13 protein-coding genes and 1 tRNA gene are annotated in these 15,876 nt (G+C 69.3%); 8 read left to right on the forward strand and 6 right to left on the reverse strand.

Annotated elements, in window-relative coordinates; all coding sequences use genetic code 11:
* Nucleotides 1–2 precede the first annotated feature (2 nt).
* Nucleotides 3–2,090: a biotin carboxylase N-terminal domain-containing protein gene (locus tag ADX84_RS03270; protein WP_049567226.1), complete on the forward strand. Its 2,088-nt coding sequence runs from the start codon at nucleotides 3–5 to the stop codon at nucleotides 2,088–2,090.
* Nucleotides 2,087–3,244 (forward strand): acyl-CoA dehydrogenase family protein, encoded by a 1,158-nt coding sequence (locus ADX84_RS03275; protein WP_049567229.1) that lies wholly within the window; start codon nucleotides 2,087–2,089, stop codon nucleotides 3,242–3,244. Before ADX84_RS03270 ends, ADX84_RS03275 begins: the two co-directional genes overlap by 4 nt.
* A 65-nt stretch (nucleotides 3,245–3,309) precedes the next feature.
* Here the strand turns inward: ADX84_RS03275 and ADX84_RS03280 are convergent, their stop codons facing one another.
* Genes ADX84_RS03280 through ADX84_RS03290 form a run of 3 tightly spaced genes read right to left on the reverse strand, consistent with a single transcriptional unit; the run spans nucleotide 3,310 to nucleotide 7,263 of the window.
* Complete coding sequence (locus ADX84_RS03280; protein WP_049567237.1) at nucleotides 3,310–4,977, reverse strand: DUF262 domain-containing protein; 1,668 nt, start codon at nucleotides 4,975–4,977, stop codon at nucleotides 3,310–3,312.
* A 2-nt stretch (nucleotides 4,978–4,979) separates the two neighbouring features.
* The gene (locus tag ADX84_RS03285) at nucleotides 4,980–5,963 is read right to left on the reverse strand and encodes a hypothetical protein (RefSeq protein ID WP_049567240.1); all 984 of its coding nucleotides are present in this window, start codon (nucleotides 5,961–5,963) and stop codon (nucleotides 4,980–4,982) included.
* Nucleotides 5,953–7,263, reverse strand: coding sequence for a DUF3696 domain-containing protein (locus tag ADX84_RS03290; RefSeq protein WP_049567247.1), 1,311 nt, complete (start codon nucleotides 7,261–7,263; stop codon nucleotides 5,953–5,955). The genes ADX84_RS03285 and ADX84_RS03290 overlap by 11 nt, the downstream gene beginning before the upstream one ends.
* Before the next feature lie 151 nt (nucleotides 7,264–7,414).
* Between ADX84_RS03290 and ADX84_RS25240 the strand changes: the two genes are divergently transcribed.
* From ADX84_RS25240 to ADX84_RS26245, 4 genes are all read left to right on the forward strand, one after another.
* Nucleotides 7,415–7,585, forward strand: a complete 171-nt coding sequence (locus tag ADX84_RS25240; RefSeq protein WP_082206271.1) for a DUF397 domain-containing protein — start codon at nucleotides 7,415–7,417, stop codon at nucleotides 7,583–7,585.
* A 271-nt stretch (nucleotides 7,586–7,856) separates the two neighbouring features.
* Nucleotides 7,857–9,407 carry a serine/threonine-protein kinase gene (locus tag ADX84_RS25920; protein WP_156208018.1) on the forward strand — a complete coding sequence of 517 codons (1,551 nt, stop codon included), beginning with the start codon at nucleotides 7,857–7,859 and terminating at the stop codon, nucleotides 9,405–9,407.
* Nucleotides 9,408–9,851: 444 nt separating this feature from the next.
* Nucleotides 9,852–10,538 carry a hypothetical protein gene (locus ADX84_RS03300; RefSeq protein ID WP_049567249.1) on the forward strand — a complete coding sequence of 229 codons (687 nt, stop codon included), beginning with the start codon at nucleotides 9,852–9,854 and terminating at the stop codon, nucleotides 10,536–10,538.
* A gap of 111 nt (nucleotides 10,539–10,649) precedes the next feature.
* The gene (locus ADX84_RS26245) at nucleotides 10,650–10,808 is read left to right on the forward strand and encodes a hypothetical protein (RefSeq protein WP_199776457.1); all 159 of its coding nucleotides are present in this window, start codon (nucleotides 10,650–10,652) and stop codon (nucleotides 10,806–10,808) included.
* 102 nt (nucleotides 10,809–10,910) lie between these two features.
* Here the strand turns inward: ADX84_RS26245 and thrS are convergent, their stop codons facing one another.
* Nucleotides 10,911–12,887 carry a threonine--tRNA ligase gene (gene thrS, locus ADX84_RS03305; RefSeq protein WP_049567252.1) on the reverse strand — a complete coding sequence of 659 codons (1,977 nt, stop codon included), beginning with the start codon at nucleotides 12,885–12,887 and terminating at the stop codon, nucleotides 10,911–10,913.
* A gap of 556 nt (nucleotides 12,888–13,443) precedes the next feature.
* On the opposite strand from thrS, the gene ADX84_RS03310 reads away from it, so the two are divergent.
* A complete protein-coding gene (locus ADX84_RS03310; protein WP_199776458.1) occupies nucleotides 13,444–13,749 on the forward strand; it encodes a PGPGW domain-containing protein in 306 nt (101 codons plus the stop codon).
* A 150-nt stretch (nucleotides 13,750–13,899) separates the two neighbouring features.
* Here ADX84_RS03310 and ADX84_RS03315 read toward each other — a convergent pair.
* Nucleotides 13,900–13,973: transfer RNA gene (locus ADX84_RS03315), tRNA-Val, on the reverse strand.
* A gap of 476 nt (nucleotides 13,974–14,449) precedes the next feature.
* Between ADX84_RS03315 and ADX84_RS03320 the strand changes: the two genes are divergently transcribed.
* A complete protein-coding gene (locus ADX84_RS03320; protein ID WP_017546787.1) occupies nucleotides 14,450–14,872 on the forward strand; it encodes an SsgA family sporulation/cell division regulator in 423 nt (140 codons plus the stop codon).
* Nucleotides 14,873–14,963: 91 nt separating this feature from the next.
* Here ADX84_RS03320 and ADX84_RS03325 read toward each other — a convergent pair whose 3' ends face one another.
* The gene (locus tag ADX84_RS03325; protein ID WP_049567255.1) at nucleotides 14,964–15,806 is read right to left on the reverse strand and encodes an aminotransferase class IV; all 843 of its coding nucleotides are present in this window, start codon (nucleotides 15,804–15,806) and stop codon (nucleotides 14,964–14,966) included.
* Nucleotides 15,807–15,876: the final 70 nt, after the last annotated feature.

Consider the following 15,876-nt stretch of genomic DNA (forward strand, 5'->3'; position numbering starts at 1 on the left):
CCTTGACCACCACACCACAGACCACCGCGTCGCGCGGAAGTGTCACGCGCGTCCTGGTCGCCAACCGGGGCGAGATCGCGCTGCGCGTCATCCGCACCCTGCGCCGCATGGGCGTCAGCCCGGCCGCCGTGTACACCGACGCCGACTCCGGGGCTCCGCACACCCTCGCCGCCGACGTGGCGCTGCGGGTCGACCACTACCTGGACGCCGACGGAATCGTCGCCCTGGCCCTGGACTGCGGGGCCACCGGGGTGCACCCCGGGTACGGTTTCCTGTCCGAGAACGCCGGGTTCGCCCGCGCCTGCGTGGACGCCGGGCTGGTCTTCGTGGGCCCGCCCGCCTCGGCGATCGAGGCCATGGGCGACAAGATCCGCGCCAAGGACACCGTGGCCGCCGCCGGCGTGCCGGTACTGGGCGGATTCACCGAGAAGCCCGGTCAGCCGATGGACGACGACGCCCTGCTGCGCGCCGCCGAGGAGACCGGCTACCCGCTGCTGATCAAGCCCTCCGCCGGGGGCGGCGGCAAGGGCATGCGGGAGGTGCGCTCGCCCGACACCCTGGTCGCCGACGCCGCCGCCGCCCGGCGCGAGGCGCTGGCCTCCTTCGGCGACTCGACCCTGCTGGTGGAGAAGCTGGTCCAGCGGCCGCGCCACATCGAGGTGCAGGTCCTGGCCGACGGCCACGGCAACGTCCTCCACCTGGGCGAACGCGAGTGCAGCCTCCAGCGCCGCCACCAGAAGGTGGTGGAGGAGGCCCCCTCCCCGCTGCTCAGCGAAGCCCAACGCGCCGCCATGGGCGAGGCCGCGGTGGCCGCCGCCCGCTCCTGCGGCTACGTGGGCGCGGGCACGGTGGAGTTCATCGCCGAGACCGGACCCGGCGGCGAACTGTCCTACTCGTTCCTGGAGATGAACACGCGCCTCCAGGTCGAGCACCCGGTCACCGAGGAGGTCGTGGCCCTGCGCGGTGAACGCGGCGTCGACCTGGTGGAGCTCCAGGTCCGCGTCGCCTACGGGGACGCGCTGCCCTTCGCCCAGGAGGACGTCTCCTGGATCGGGCACGCGATCGAGTCCCGCGTGTACGCCGAGGACGCCGACCGGGGCTTCCTGCCCTCGGGCGGGCCGATCCTCCTCCTGGAGGAGCCCTCCGGGCCCCACGTGCGAGTGGACTCGGGGATCGCCCAGGGCGGGGCGGTGACCTCGGACTTCGACCCCATGCTGGCCAAGGTCATCACCTGGGGCGCGGACCGCGCCGAGGCCCTGCGGCGGATGGACGCCGCCCTGGCCGCCCACACGCTCCTCGGCTGCGTGACCAACACCGCCTACCTGCGACGGCTGCTGCGCCACCCCCGCGTGGTCGCCGGGGACCTGAGCACCGACCTCATCGCCACCGACCCGCCCGAGGGCGCCCCCGACCTGCTTCCCGCCGTGTACGCGGCGGCCGCCCTGGACCACCAACTGGACCTGGAGGGCCCGCCGGACCCCGACCGCTTCGCCGTCCCGGACGGCTGGCGCATGGGCGGTCCCGCCTGGACCCCGTGGCGGCTGCGCGCGCCCGGGCACGGGGCCGCCGTGGTGCGGGTGCGGCGCGACGGGCCGGCCGGGCACTACCTGGTCCAGCTGGAGGACCACGCCCCCGTCGCCCTCAGGGGCCACCGCTCCGCCGACGGGACCCGGCTCACCGTCACCGACTCCAGCGGCACCGTCACCTACGCCCGTGCCGACGAGCCCGGAACGGACCACCGCTGGCTGGGGCTCGGCGGCGCGGCGTGGAGCCTGCACGAGGAACCGGTGGCCGCCGCCCTGCGCGAGGACGACGCCGCCGCCGACGGCACCGTGCGCAGCCCCATGCCGGGCACCGTGCTCGACGTCCCGGTCACGGTGGGCCAGGAGGTCTGCGCCGGGACCACCCTCGCCGTGGTCGAGGCGATGAAGATGGAGCACTCCGTGCCCTCACCCGTTGACGGGACCGTCGCCACCGTGGCGGTCCGCCCCGGGGTGTCGGTGCCCATGGACGCGGTCCTGGTCACCGTCGAACCCCTCTCCGCGTCGGCCGAGGACCCGGCCGCCACCCTTTCCCAGGAGCAGCGATGAACCGCCACGAACTCTCGACCGAGCACGCCGACCTCCGGGCCGCCGTGGAGACCTTCGCCCAGACCGAGGTCGCGCCGGTGATCGGCGACTTCTACGAGCGGGGCGCCTTCCCGTACGACATCGTCGCCAAGATGGGTCAGATGGGCCTGTTCGGGCTGCCGTTCCCCGAGGAGCACGGCGGCATGGGCGGCGACTACTTCTCCCTGTGTCTGGCCCTGGAGGAGCTGGCGCGGGTGGACTCCTCCGTGGCCATCACCCTCGAGGCCGGTGTGTCCCTGGGCGCGATGCCGATCCACCGCTTCGGCACCGAGGAGCAGAAGAAGACCTACCTGCCCAGGCTGACCTCGGGCGAGGCCCTCGGCGCCTTCGGTCTGACCGAGCCCGACGGTGGTTCCGACGCCGGAGCGACGAGGACCACCGCACGTCTGGAGGACGGCCAGTGGGTGATCAACGGGACCAAGTCGTTCATCACCAACTCGGGTACCGACATCACCGCCCTGGTCACCGTGACCGCCGTGACCGGCAGGCGTGAGGACGGGCGCCCGGAGATCTCGTCGATCCTCGTTCCCAGCGGCACGCCCGGCTTCTCCGTCGGCCAGAAGTACTCCAAGGTCGGCTGGAACGCCTCGGACACCAACGAGCTGGTCTTCGAGGACTGCCGGGTGCCCGAGGCCAACCTGGTCGGTGAGCGCGGCCGGGGCTACGCCCAGTTCCTGCGCATCCTGGACGAGGGCCGCATCGCGATCGCGGCGCTCTCGGTGGGGCTGGCGCAGGGCTGTGTGGACGAGAGCGTGCGCTACGCCCACCAGCGGCAGGCCTTCGGGAACAGCATCGGCCGCTACCAGGCGATCCAGTTCAAGATCGCCGAGATGGAGGCCCGCGCATACGGCGCCCGCCTGGCCTACTACGACGCGGCCTCCCGGATGCTGGCCGGTGAGCCGTTCAAGAAGGAGGCGGCCATCGCCAAACTGATCGCCTCCAACGCGGCGATGGACAACGCCCGCGACGCCACGCAGGTGTTCGGCGGCTACGGCTTCATGAACGACTACGCCGTGGGCCGCTTCTACCGGGACGCCAAGATCCTGGAGATCGGTGAGGGCACCAGCGAGGTGCAGAAGATGCTGATCGCCCGCGAGCTCGGCCTGCCCGCCTAGGTGAATCGACCCGCGGCCCCGGTCAGCGCCGTCTCCACCCGGACGACGTCCCCGGGGCCGCGTTCTCATTCGGTGTCGATGTCGGTCTCACCGACAAGGGATCCCGAGTGCTGGACACCGATCTCGTCCATGAACTCCTGTTCCAGAGAGGCCAGGTACTCGGCTCGAAGGCGGATGAACCCCTCGTCGTCCCCTTGCCTGAGCCGTTCGAAGGCCTCCGCGGGAATGCCGTGCGACTCGATGATCCTGTCCACCGGGCCGGTGTACTGCGCCAGGGCGTTGCGCAGGGACACCCCTGGCTTGGAGGTCAGGATCAGCCGGTTCCCCGGGTTGGACCTACCTTCGGTCCTGGGTCGGGTCACCACATGTCGGTAGGTTTCGGTGTGGGAGCGGGAGAGCGGCTCAACCGGATCGACCGGAGTCCCGTCCAGGTTCACCCGCAGGGGGAAGCGGCGAAGCTCCCACAGGATGAAGATGCGGGCACGGGCGCTGCGGAAGTCGAAGGTGTCAGGGAAGGACCTGGCGGTCAGGTGGGCGATGCCCAGCTCTCCCTCGCCGAGAGCGAACGCTTTCATCTCCTTGATGTGGTTGCGTACCTGGGTGCTGGTCGCCCCGGCGAAGGAACCCGCCCAGGATGTCGCCCAGAACCAGCGGACCAATGACGAGCTCTGCTCGGGTGTCGGCTCGGGACAATGATGAAAGAACACCCCCAGGAGCATGATCTGGAGGTTGTAGGGAACCAGCCGGGCCAGTGGCACGGGAACCTCGTCGCGCAGGAAGGACACCGACCTGGCCAGTGCTCCGTCCGCGTCCTTGACCGCCAGGTCCAGATACGGTTCGAGCCGGTGTGCCAGCAGTTCCCAACGGGTTTGCTGCACCTCCTCCTCGCCCGCGACCCCTAGGACCGTCTGGAAGATGGTGGTGGTGGGGATCTCGCCGAAACCCTCGGCGGCGATGCGCTCCTGGATCTCTTCCACCCGGTCGGCGAGACTCTCCTCCCCGTTGTTGGAGTAGGTGAGCGCGGACACCATCTGCTCGGGTGTCATCTTCTGGCCGCTGCTGTTGATCCGGGAGAAGACCTCGACCGCCTGCCCCAGGGAGCCGCCCACCAGGCGCACCACGGGAACCTTGTACCCCTTGACCCGCTGCGCGACTTCCTCGGCCGCCTCCACCAGATCGTCCGCCTGGTCGGGTAGCGCCTTCTGCACGGCCCGGGCGTAGGCGAGGAAGTCCATCGTTCGGGGGATCGAACGCAGCGGCAGGTAGTTCGGGGGGACCGGTCGGTCCGCACTGCGCCAGTGCCGGTAACTGTTGCCCTCACGTGTTCGGCCCAGCTCACGGTAGACCCACCACATCCAGTCGCTCTGGTGCGAGGAGTGGGGGGCGTCCGCGGTCCTACGCAGGCATCCGAAGAGGGTCGACAGACGTTGCTGGCCGTCGAGCACGTAGGAGACCATCTGTCCTGGTTCCGCTGGTGCCACGTCGATCCCGCCCACCGAGCCGAGGCTGGGAATGTCCTCGCTGGTCTGCCAGACGAGGAGACTTCCGATCGGGTAGCCCTTCTCGATACTGTCGAAGAGGGTGGTCATCTGTTCGGGACGCCAGACGAAGGGCCGCTGGAACTTGGGGATCCGCAGTTCCCCCCTCTTGATGGAGTCCAGAACGGTGTCCAGGGTCTGGATCTCCGGATGCACCTGGATGTCGTTGCTGCCCTGCACCACTGTTTCTCCCACCCCTAGATAATCCTGCGAAGCATGCCGAGTAGTGCGCGCAGCTCCTTGGTCGTCTCGCCCTCTTCACCACCGAAGTCGTGCACGGTGAGAGCGTCCGCGTCGGCCAAGGCCCCAAGTTTAGAGACAAGTTCCGGGCCGAAACCTTTGCGGAGGACGTCACGCACCTCAGAGGGAAGCTCGTCATACAGCCCTTGGTGCTTGGCATGAGGCCCCTTGGCCGTATTCCCCACGCCCAGGCCGAAGCCCTTCTTCATGTCGAAGAATCCGCGTTGTTCGGGGTCCAGCCGCTGGAAGGCCTCCACCTGGACCGTGTGTTGGTGTCCCGACCCCAGGGATTCAAGCACCCGTACTGGGACGTAGTTCTCGATCTCCCGCAATCTCAACACGTGAACACGCGCGCCGTGTTCGCTGGCCTCGTCCGCCAGTTTGTGGGACTTGGTCCTCTCCTCCGCGCGGTACCGGTCACTGTCCATGAACACAGCCACCCGAACGGTCCTGCGAAACCTTCCTGCCCTTGCCTCGACCAACTGGGGGATCTGACCGCCGCCACCGCTGTGCACCAGCTCGGCCCAACCCTGATCGAGTGCCCGAACGATGTCAGTGCAACCGAACACACGGCATACGGCGCGGAGAAAGGCTCCGTCGGAGATCTCGTTCTCCACCACCACGTAGGCGGGGCGCTCGAGATCGGCCAGATCGTTCTCCAGGGACTCCTTGGTGACCTTGACACCGGTCAGCGGGAACCGCGCATCGCCGTCTGTCACCGAATCGTTCCAGGCCTCCCGCACGCTCGCCTTCCGTGCCAGCTCAGCAGTGATGGGCAGGACCGCGCGGTCGTTGCGCTCCACGTAGCCGACCACCAACGCCACATGCCCCGACAGGATGACCCACTCGTGTTTTCCCCTGGCGAACAGGCGGAGCAGTGACGTGAGCTGGAAGGCTACGTCCTCGTGCTCGTACAGTTCGGGGGAGATCTCAACGCGCACGCGGCTCCGTCCGATCCAGCTGTTCCATCTGTGCCGCCGCGAGGGCCTGAGTCTCGTCGAAGTCCTCGGAGAACACACCCCGAGGCCATCCCTCGACGTTGCCGAGGCGGTCGACACCGATCCTGCGGACGTTGGACCGGGCCCCGTTGTGTTCGACGAAGTACACCGCGACCTGCTCCGGCAGGATGGCGCCCTCAGCGATCCGGCGCCGCAATCGCAGGAGGAAGGTCTCACTGTGGGTCTCCACGAGGAAACGCACACGTGAGCCCTGGCTTGTCGCCGCGTTCAGGAAGAGGTCAGCGACAAGAGCGTGAGCGGAGGGGTGCAGGTGCAGTTCGGGTTCCTCGACGATCTCCAGAACCTCGCGCTCGGGCGCGCGCACCTCGTCAAGGGCCCGTTGTACGAGTATGGGAAGCAACTGGGTGACGCCAGTACCAACATCGTCCAGGTTCACGGTGATGGGCTGGGACGACGATGTGGTCACCAGCTCGACGGAGAACATCCCGCTGCCCCGTTCGGCCACCTTCAGCCGCCACCCTGGGAGGTTACGTGCCAGGTAGCCGTTGAGGACGCGAACCAGATGACTTCCCCGACGCAGGTGGTCATCGGCGATAATGCCCATGGCGTGCTCCCCGCTGCTACCGACGTTCACCGGAACACGGGCGGGGATTCGGTGCATCCGCGAGGGTCTGCCCCGGTAAGGGCCGAGGTAGCGGATAGTGTCGAGTCCGGCGGCCGGAGAGAGTTCCGCCAAGTGGCGTGCGGTGTACTCACCGAGGTGCCCGTACGCGAAGGCCTGATCAGGGAAAAGGCCCTTGAACTCGACTTGCTGAGTGGCGGAGCGCTCGGGGGTCTCGGGACCAACCGCGACCTCGTAGGTTTTGGCTCCCCCTTCGCCCTCAGCCCCCGGACTCCAACTGAGGCTGTAGGAAGCGTTCTCCCTCTGAACGGTGAGTTCGCTGACCACTTGGGACTGCCATTCCTCGACATGCTGGACCGTGGCCTCGACATCCGTCCTGCCATCCGCCTCACCAAAACCGAACCCGAGACGAACACGGCCGTGTGGCCTGCCCGCGTAGACCAGGTCCTGGAACGAGGGGGCTCCCTCTCCAAGCTGTTCCAGATCGAGGGGCAGTGACGAGTTGGCCGCGAACCCGGTGGAGAACACCAGGGGGGCCCGGACCAGTGCGCTCTTACCCGAGTTGTTCCTCCCCAGGATGACGGTGACCTTGCCCAGTTCGATTTCCTGACGGGCCTGAAAACACCGATAGTTCTCCAGGGAGAAACGTGTGAGAGCCATGCCGCAAGCCTAGCCGCGCGAGGCCTGAGCCTTCAGCGAAACAGCTTCGCCTGAGCGAGGACGAACGCTGTCAAGCACCGGGAGTCTGGATCCTTGTCCTTCCCCCACCAGCAGTGGGCGGCTCTCCTCACGGATCTGAAGCGGAGTGAACATGACTGAGAACTGGCACAAGAGCAGCTACAGCGGCGAGCAGGGAGGAGACTGCGTAGAGGTCGCGGAGGGACCTCAGGCCGTCAAGGTCCGGGACACCCAGCACCGGGAGCTGGGCGCACTCTCCTTCCCCTCCTCCGAGTCGAACGTCCTCCTCTCCACCACTCGTTAGCACCCCTCCTCAGCCGAACTTTTCGGGGCTCCGGCGCGTCAACCGTGCTGGAGCCCCTCGCGTGTGACCGACCGGTCACTGGGAGAATGAGGCTCGCTTTCGGACCCCTACCCCCGAGGTTTCGACACAGTGACACCCGCTCCCCACTCCGACGGCCTCCTGCCCTCCGAGCCGTCCGCGCGGACCTTGACCGATCCGGCCCGGAACCGGATCGTCGGCGCCAGCCAGGTGCCCTGGTCCCACCACCGTCTCCCCGAACGGGAGGAGCGGCATGGGTAGGCGCGGCACGGTCCCGACCGTGCGCCCTCTCAGCGCCCACGACCCGGCCCGGCTGGGACCGCACCGACTGGTCGGGCGGCTGGGCGCCGGGGGGATGGGCACCGTCTACCTCGCGCGCCCCTGGATCGGCCCTCCCGTCGCGGTCAAGGCCGTGCACCCCGAACTGGCGGACGAACCCGAGTTCCGTTCCCGGTTCGCGAGGGAGGTCGACGCCCTGAGCCGGGTGCGCAGCCCGTTCGTCCCTCGCTTCGCGGGGGCCGCACCCCATGCGGAGGTGCCCTGGCTCGCCACCGCTTACGTGGACGGGCCCACGCTCAAGGATCAGGTGGAGAGGGGCGGCCCGCTGCGCGGTGGCACCCTGACCGGACTCGCGGCGGGGATGGCGGCGGCCCTGGCCGACATCCACGCCGCCGGGGTCATCCACCGCGACCTCAAACCGAGCAACGTGATCCTCTCCCCCGACGGCCCGAGGGTCCTGGACTTCGGCATCGCCGGGACGCTGGACGGCACCGCGCACACCGGCGGCGTGATGGGCACCCCGGGCTGGATCGCCCCGGAACGCTTCCGAGGAGCCCTCGCGACGGCCGCCTCGGACGTGTTCTCCTGGGGACAGCTGACCGCCTACGGCGCGACCGGGCGCAACCCCTTCGGGCGAGGGGACCCCGCGGCCGTCGTCCGCCGCGTGATGCGAGGTGAGGCCGACCTGGACGGCGTGCCCCGGGAACTGGTCTCGCTGGTGCACGCGTCCCTGAGCCCCCTCCCGGGGTACCGGCCCGCCCCGCACGAGATCCTCGGTGTCCTGGGGAACGGCCGCGGAGTGCCGGACACCGGTGTCGTGGCCACCCGCATCGTGCGCGAGGAGTGGTCCTCGGCCGCGGTCAGCGGAGCCTCCCGGCACCGGCGTCTCCTTCGGCGAGGAGCGGCCGTCCTGGCGGTGGACACCGTCGTCACGGCGGGCACGGTCGTGGGCGTACGGCACGGCGGCACCGGAGAGTCCCCCGACCGGATCGGGATGTCCGGCGTGAACGAGGGTGGCGACGTGACGGCCCGGACCGGGCATTGGCCGCCTCCCGAGGCCACCGAGACGGCGGTCAACGCGGGACGACGCAACGAGGTGGGGACCGAGAGACGGGGAGACGGCTCCCAGGCGCGGGAGGCACGGGCCGAGTTCACCATGGGCGCCCCCGGCCGCGACGGCGCCACCATCAGCGTCTTCGCCCCGGAACGGTCCCCGGACGGGACCCTGGTCTTCCAGGGGGAGTTCCACGGCGACCCGGATCCCTCGTACGAGTACGGGTTCGCCAAGGAACAGTTCACCGTCCTCACGGAGGAGGGGGACCACTCCCCCAGTCACTTCCCCGTGGAGGAGGTCGACGAGGCCGGTGTCCGCTTCTCCGTGGGGTTCGGCGGAGCGCCGGACACCGGGCTCCTCGTCGTGCGCGAGAACGGTTACGTCGACGAAGTGGACGGTGCCCCGCCGGTCGGGGTCTGCTACAGCGTGGCGGACGCGGAGTTCTCCGTTGACTACACACGGTGCACCTGAGGTCGGTGGCGGCCGACACTCGAACCCGGTTCTCCGAGGACTCGGCTGGCCACTTCCGGACATCATCCCCCCGCGCCACCGAACAGGCGGGGGGCTCGTGCCAGGGGACAAAGCGCACCCCGGAGCCCCACGGAGCCACACCCCGGAACCCGTACCGGGCAGTGCTTCCGTTCTCCGGGCGGCTGATCCCGACTCGGGACCCAGGGGCTGCGCCCACGGTCGCGAGAAGCCGGAAACGGGTCCCTGATCACGGAGCGTACACACACCCGAGCGCATCGGAGTAACCGGCCCAAGGGGTGACAAGGGCCGTCAGGCAGCACAGAATGGAGTCACACGGCCGGTGCGAGCCCCCTGTTCTTCGGGCTCACCGAGACCCGGCCCGCCACGGCGGGCCCGCCACGGGTCCCCGGCCGCTTCACCGTTCCCCACCGGAGGAGACACCGGATGGAAGGCGCACTGTCCCTGATCGCCCTGGTAGCCGTCGTGGTGTCGGCCGGGGCGATCACGGTCGCCGCGCACTTTCGCAAGGAACGGGTCACCGAGCTCCAGAGCTGGGCGCGTGGACACGGATGGCACTACACCGAACACCACCCGCGCCCCCTGGAGGAGGCCACCCTTCCCATCGCCCTGCACGGCCCGGACCCGCGTGTGCGGCACGTGCTCACCGGCCGACGCGGCGCGCACCTGGTCACCATGTTCGAACTCACCCACTCCGACCCGAACGCGCGACGCGGCGTGGGGCGCCCACGGCGCACCCACCGCGTCGTGGCCGTGCACACCCCGGGACCCGGATCCGACCTGGAGATCCGCCGACGCGACCTGGCGCGCACCGTCTCCCTCGACGCCAGCGGAGGGCCCGGGGAGGTTCGCCGCTCGTTCGCCGAGGCCTTCCACACCGTCGGCTCCGACGACCGCTTCACCGAAGCGGTCCTGGACCACGACACCGCCTCCTGGCTGCTCTCGGACTCCCGTTCCCGTTCCTTCCCGGTGCGCTTCACCGGCGGCCACGTCCTCACCTGGGCGACCCTACGACTGGACCCCGACCGCGCCCTGGCGGCGGCCGACTACCTGATCGAACTGGTCAGCCGGGTGCCCGCCCGCGCCTGGGCGCACGACACCGCCGGGTCCTGAACCACACCACCGAACCCGGTCACGGCCCTGAGCGACGACCCCGAGCGTGCGCCCCTGTCGCAGGGGGCCGATAAAATCCGGCGTACCCCAACGCACAAGGAGCAGTACCCCATGAGCGACCCCAACGCCACGCACCGCATCTCGCGCGCGGACCTGTTCCGCGACGACGAGGAGGAGACCACCCAGGACCCCAACGCCACCGCGCAGATCTCCCGTGAGGACCTCTTCAAGGACGACCAGGACCCGAAGAGCCCGCGTGAGCGCGGCTGACCGGCCCCTCCCCGCCACGACGGAGCGCCCGCCCCCACACGGGGGACGGGCGCTCCTCTCGTCCTCGGCGTACGCGCGCCCTGCGGCGGCGCTCCGCCGCCCCTAGGGGCGGCGCTCGCGGACGGCGGCGACGATCTCGGCCACGGCCTCGTCCACGGGCACACCGTTGTTCTGGGAGCCGTCGCGGTAACGGAAGGAGACCGCCTCCTTGCTGATGTCCTCGTCACCGGCCAGCAGCATGAAGGGGACCTTCTGCTTCTGCGCGTTGCGGATCTTCTTCTGCATCCGGTCGTCACTGGAGTCGACCTCGACCCGGATCCCCTCGGCGCGCAGCTTGGCGGCGACCTCCTGGAGGTAGGGGACGTGCTCGTCGGCGATGGGGATGCCCACCGCCTGCACCGGGGCGAGCCACGCCGGGAACGCCCCGGCGTAGTGCTCCAGCAGGACGGCGAAGAACCGCTCGATGGAACCGAACAGGGCACGGTGGATCATCACCGGTCGCTGACGGGTGCCGTCGGCGGCGGTGTACTCCAGGTCGAAGCGCTCGGGCAGGTTGAAGTCCAGTTGGATGGTGGACATCTGCCAGGTCCGACCGATGGCGTCCTTGGCCTGCACGGAGATCTTCGGGCCGTAGAAGGCGGCGCCGCCCGGGTCCAGGACCAGTTCGAGGCCCTGCTTCTCGGCGGCCCGGCGCAGGGTGTCGGTGGCCTCCTCCCAGCTGGCGTCGTCACCGACGTACTTCTCCGGGTCCTTGGTGGACAGCTCCAGGTAGAAGTCCTCCAGGCCGTAGTCGCGCAGCAGCTCCAGCACGAAGGTGAGCAGCGAGTCGAGCTCGTCGGCCATCTGCTCGCGGGTGCAGTAGATGTGGGCGTCGTCCTGGGTGAACCCGCGGGCGCGGGTCAGGCCGTGCACCACGCCGGACTTCTCGTACCGGTACACGGTGCCGAACTCGAACATGCGCAGCGGCAGCTCACGGTAGGAGCGCCCACGGGCGTCGAAGATCAGGTTGTGCATCGGGCAGTTCATCGGCTTCAGGTAGTAGTCCTGACCGCCGTCGAGCTGCATGGGGGGGTACATGCCGTCCGCGTACCAGTCCAGGTGCCCCGACTTCTCGAACAGGGCGCTCTTGGTGGCGTGCGGCGAGTAGACGAACTCGTACCCGCTCTCCTCGTGCCGCTTGCGGGAGTAGTCCTCCATCACGCGGCGGATGATGCCGCCCCGGGGGTGGAAGACGGCCAGGCCGGAACCGATCTCGTCCGGGATGGAGAAGAGGTCGAGCTCGGAGCCGAGCTTGCGGTGGTCGCGCTTCTCGGCCTCCTCCAGGAAGGCCAGGTACTCCTTGAGCCTGTCCTTGGTCTCCCAGGCGGTGCCGTAGACGCGCTGGAGCTGCGGGTTGGTCTCCTTGCCGCGCCAGTAGGCGGCGGCGGTGCGCATGAGCTTGAACGCCGGAATCACCTTGGTGGTGGGGATGTGCGGCCCACGGCACAGGTCCTTCCAGCACAGCTCGCCGGTGCGCGGGTGGACGTTGTCGTAGATGGTGAGCTCACCGGCGCCGACCTCGGCGGAGGCGCCCTCGGCCGCCTCGGCCGCGCCGCCCTTGAGGCCGATCAGCTCCAGCTTGTAGGGCTCGGTGGCCAGCTCGGCGCGGGCGTCGTCGTCGGAGACGGCGCGGCGGTCGAAGCGCTGCCCCTGCTTGATGATCTGCTGCATCTTCTTCTCGATGCCCTTGAGATCGGCGGGGGTGAAGGGCTCGGCGACGTCGAAGTCGTAGTAGAAGCCGTTGTCGACGGGCGGGCCGATGCCCAGCTTGGCCTCGGGGAAGAGCTCCTGGACGGCCTGGGCGAGGACGTGCGCGGTGGAGTGGCGCAGGATCGCCCGCCCCTCCTCGGAGTCGATCGCGATCGGCTCGACGGCGTCGCCGTCGGAGAGCTCCCAGGCCAGGTCGCGGGGCTCACCGTTGACCAGGGCGGCGATCACGGTCCTGCCGTCCGCCTCCAGCGCCTGGCCCGCGGTGGTCGTGGCCGCCACCGCACGCGGGGTTCCGGCGAGGGTGATGTGCAGCTCAGACGCGGCGGACACGGTGACTCCTAGGGATGTACGTCGATGTGGTGGACACGAACCGCCCCGCGAGCGTGCGCGGGGCCGGGTGTTTCGCACCCCCGATGCTATCGGCTCCGGAAGGAGGGTGCTTCTGGTTGTCCACAGGCGCCCGGCCACTCCGACGCGGCGGCGGGAAAGTCCACACAAGGGAGAACAGTGGTGATTCGGTCGTGGAATTCGGCCGCCCCGGCCGTCCCTGTCGAAGAAGCCGCGAGGCGGCCCTCCCACCCTCTGACGAGGAGGAACCCGCGCACATAGGAAGGTTCTGTCATGGATCATCACGTTTTCCGAGGTTTCTCCACCGTCCTGGGAGGAACCATTGATCCGACCCGTGAGATCGGTGAGAATCAGCAGACATCCGATCCAGCGAACCCAGCCCGACCCGAAAGCACCAGTCGCATCGACCGAATACTGTGAGCGCATGTCACCGAGCCCACCCAACGGGCCACCGGCCCCGGAGACATCCCCCACTCACCATGCCCGTGTACGACGGTGGAGGCGCCTGCGCGCACGGCTCCGCCTGTTCCGCAGACGCATGCACACCCACCCGGCCCTGCACGTGCCGTGGCGCCTCCTGGTCGGCACGGTGGGCACCGTGGTCATCCTGGCCGGGGTCGTCATGTTGGTCGTCCCCGGACCGGGGATCGCCTCGATCCTCCTCGGACTCCTCATCATCAGCACCGAGTTCCACTGGGCGCACCGGCTGCTGAGGCCCGCTCGAGTGTGGGCCCGCAGGGGTGAGAAGTGGGCGTTGAGGACCAAGGACCAGCTCCTGGAGCGCCGCCGCGAGCGCAGGGCCGCCAGGGCCGCGCGCCGTGGACGCACCGCTCCCCCGGACTGACCTCCCGAATGGGTGGGCACCTTTCCCGGTCCTCACCAGCTCCGAAACCCGCACGGGGACGCATACGCGCACGTTGCCCGAGCTTGACCCGACCAAAACAAAAAAAGAGGGGCCCGGTTCGTGCGATACGAACCGGGCCCCTCTTTACTGTGGGCGATACTGGACTCGAACCAGTGACCTCATCGGTGTGAACGATGCGCTCTAGCCAACTGAGCTAATCGCCCCGGGTTGCTGCCCCGTCCGGCCTCGTCGGCCTGACAAGAAAAACTCTAGCGCATGTTCCGGAGTGTTCGACGCACGCAAACCCGCCCAGCGGGCGCATAGCTGCGTGATCGAGGTCACATATGCTGGTCAACGGGTTCCCACGAGGCTCCCCCATCAGCCATGATCCCCGCAATGAGTAGGAGTTCCCGCCCCCGTGAACCCTCCCGTGGCGACCGCGGATCGACCTCCGCGTGACACGGGCCACTCAACATGGGGAAATCTTTGGTTTCCCCTGGTCATTACAGTGACGAAGGATCGTGGTGCCGCCAAGCGGCGCGCTGGCCCCGCAGGGCGGGCAGCGAGATCTCCGGTCCCACCGACCAAGAAAGTTCCCGTACTCACGTCATAGTCCGCGGACAGCCGCGTAGGAGCGAGTGAGGCGGCAACCGGCCCGCGCCCCAGGACTCTGGGCCGGACGAGAAAAGGTTTGGCGAACATGAACAGTAGCGACACCACTGCCACCGCCGAGCTGGGCCTGCGACTCGTGGTCCCGGAGCGCACCGCGGTTCCCCTGGTCGCGCGACTCGACTACAGCGCTGACGACCCGTACGCGATCCGCGTCGCGTTCCACACCGGCGAGGACAACCCCGTCGAGTGGATCTTCGCGCGCGAGCTCCTCACCGTGGGCATCGTCCGCCCCGTCGGCGAGGGCGACGTCCGCGTGTGGCCCTCCAAGGACGAGAGCGGCGACCGCTCGGTCAGCATCGCGCTCTCCTCGCCCTTCGGCCAGGCCGAGTTCGACACCCAGGTCTCACCGCTGGCGGAGTTCCTCCACCGCACCTACGAGATCGTCCCGGCCGGCCAGGAGGGCCAGTTCGTGGACCTCGACGAGGAGATCCAGCAGCACCTCCACTCCTAGGTACACGGGGGTCAGGAACGCAAAGGGGACGGCGCCGGGGCGCCGTCCCCTGTTTCGCGTCCACACGCGCCTCACCGCGGCGCGGCGTCCGTCACGGGTCGATGTCGGCCGCGGAACGCTCCGCGAACACTGCCATCGCCTTCCGCGTGACCGGGCCCGGCTCCGTCAACACCTTCTGGTCGTCGATGTTGAGGATCGCCTGGACGTCACGGCCCGTGGAGGTCAGGAAGGCCTCGGTGATCTCGGGGAGTCGCTCCATGGGAACGTCCTCCTCCTCGCCGCCGAACCACTCCAGGACCAGTTCGCGGGTGATGCCCGCCAGCGGACCGGCCGAGAGCGGCGGGGTGACCAGCCTTCCGTCGAGCACCACGAAGACGTTGCTGCCGGTGCCCTCGCACAGGTTCCCCGAGATGTTGCGGAAGACCGCCTCGCTCGCGCCCCTTTGCCGCGCGTACGCGAGCGCGCGCACATTGTCGGCGTAGGAGGTCGTCTTCAGCCCGGCCAGCGCGCCGAACTCGTTGCGGGGCCAGGGCGCCAGGGCCACGTCCGTCGAGGGGGCGATACCCGGGAAGGGACCCAGGGCCACGATGGCGGTCTGCTCGCCCTGGCCCCGGTCCGAACCCAGCGGCCCGGCCCCGTCCGTGACCGTGATGCGCACGCGGGCGTCGGTGATCTCCGGGTTGGCCGCCACCGCCTGGGCGACGCCGTCGGCGATCAGCTCCAGGTCCGGCTCGTCCATGCCAAGCCCACGGGCGGAACGCGCCAGCCGCTTCAGGTGGCGGGTGAGCGCGAACGGACGGCCGTCCTGCGCGCGCACCGTCTCGAAGACGCCGTCGCCGACGGTGATCCCGTGGTCGGCCACGGGGATCCGCGCGTCCTTCTCCTCCAGCACGGCACCCCGGCCGTGACCGGCTCCCGCGATCCACACCCTCATTTCCAACCCCCACGTTCTCTGGGCCCCTGGTCGGGCCGGTGACACCCCGAATCCTGTCACCTCCGCGGTC

It is taken from the genome of Nocardiopsis sp. SBT366 (assembly GCF_001083815.1).
Classification (GTDB): Bacteria; Actinomycetota; Actinomycetes; order Streptosporangiales; family Streptosporangiaceae; genus Nocardiopsis; species Nocardiopsis prasina.

Coding starts and splice junctions, on each gene's coding strand:
- ADX84_RS25920 (WP_156208018.1), top strand. CDS start 7,857: ATGGGTAGGCGCGGCACGGTCCCGACCGTGCGCCCTCTCAGCGCCCAC.
- ADX84_RS03325 (WP_049567255.1), bottom strand. CDS start 15,806: ATGAGGGTGTGGATCGCGGGAGCCGGTCACGGCCGGGGTGCCGTGCTG.
- ADX84_RS03320 (WP_017546787.1), top strand. CDS start 14,450: ATGAACAGTAGCGACACCACTGCCACCGCCGAGCTGGGCCTGCGACTC.
- ADX84_RS03310 (WP_199776458.1), top strand. CDS start 13,444: ATGCACACCCACCCGGCCCTGCACGTGCCGTGGCGCCTCCTGGTCGGC.
- ADX84_RS26245 (WP_199776457.1), top strand. CDS start 10,650: ATGAGCGACCCCAACGCCACGCACCGCATCTCGCGCGCGGACCTGTTC.
- ADX84_RS03300 (WP_049567249.1), top strand. CDS start 9,852: ATGGAAGGCGCACTGTCCCTGATCGCCCTGGTAGCCGTCGTGGTGTCG.
- ADX84_RS03290 (WP_049567247.1), bottom strand. CDS start 7,263: ATGGCTCTCACACGTTTCTCCCTGGAGAACTATCGGTGTTTTCAGGCC.
- ADX84_RS25240 (WP_082206271.1), top strand. CDS start 7,415: ATGACTGAGAACTGGCACAAGAGCAGCTACAGCGGCGAGCAGGGAGGA.
- ADX84_RS03275 (WP_049567229.1), top strand. CDS start 2,087: ATGAACCGCCACGAACTCTCGACCGAGCACGCCGACCTCCGGGCCGCC.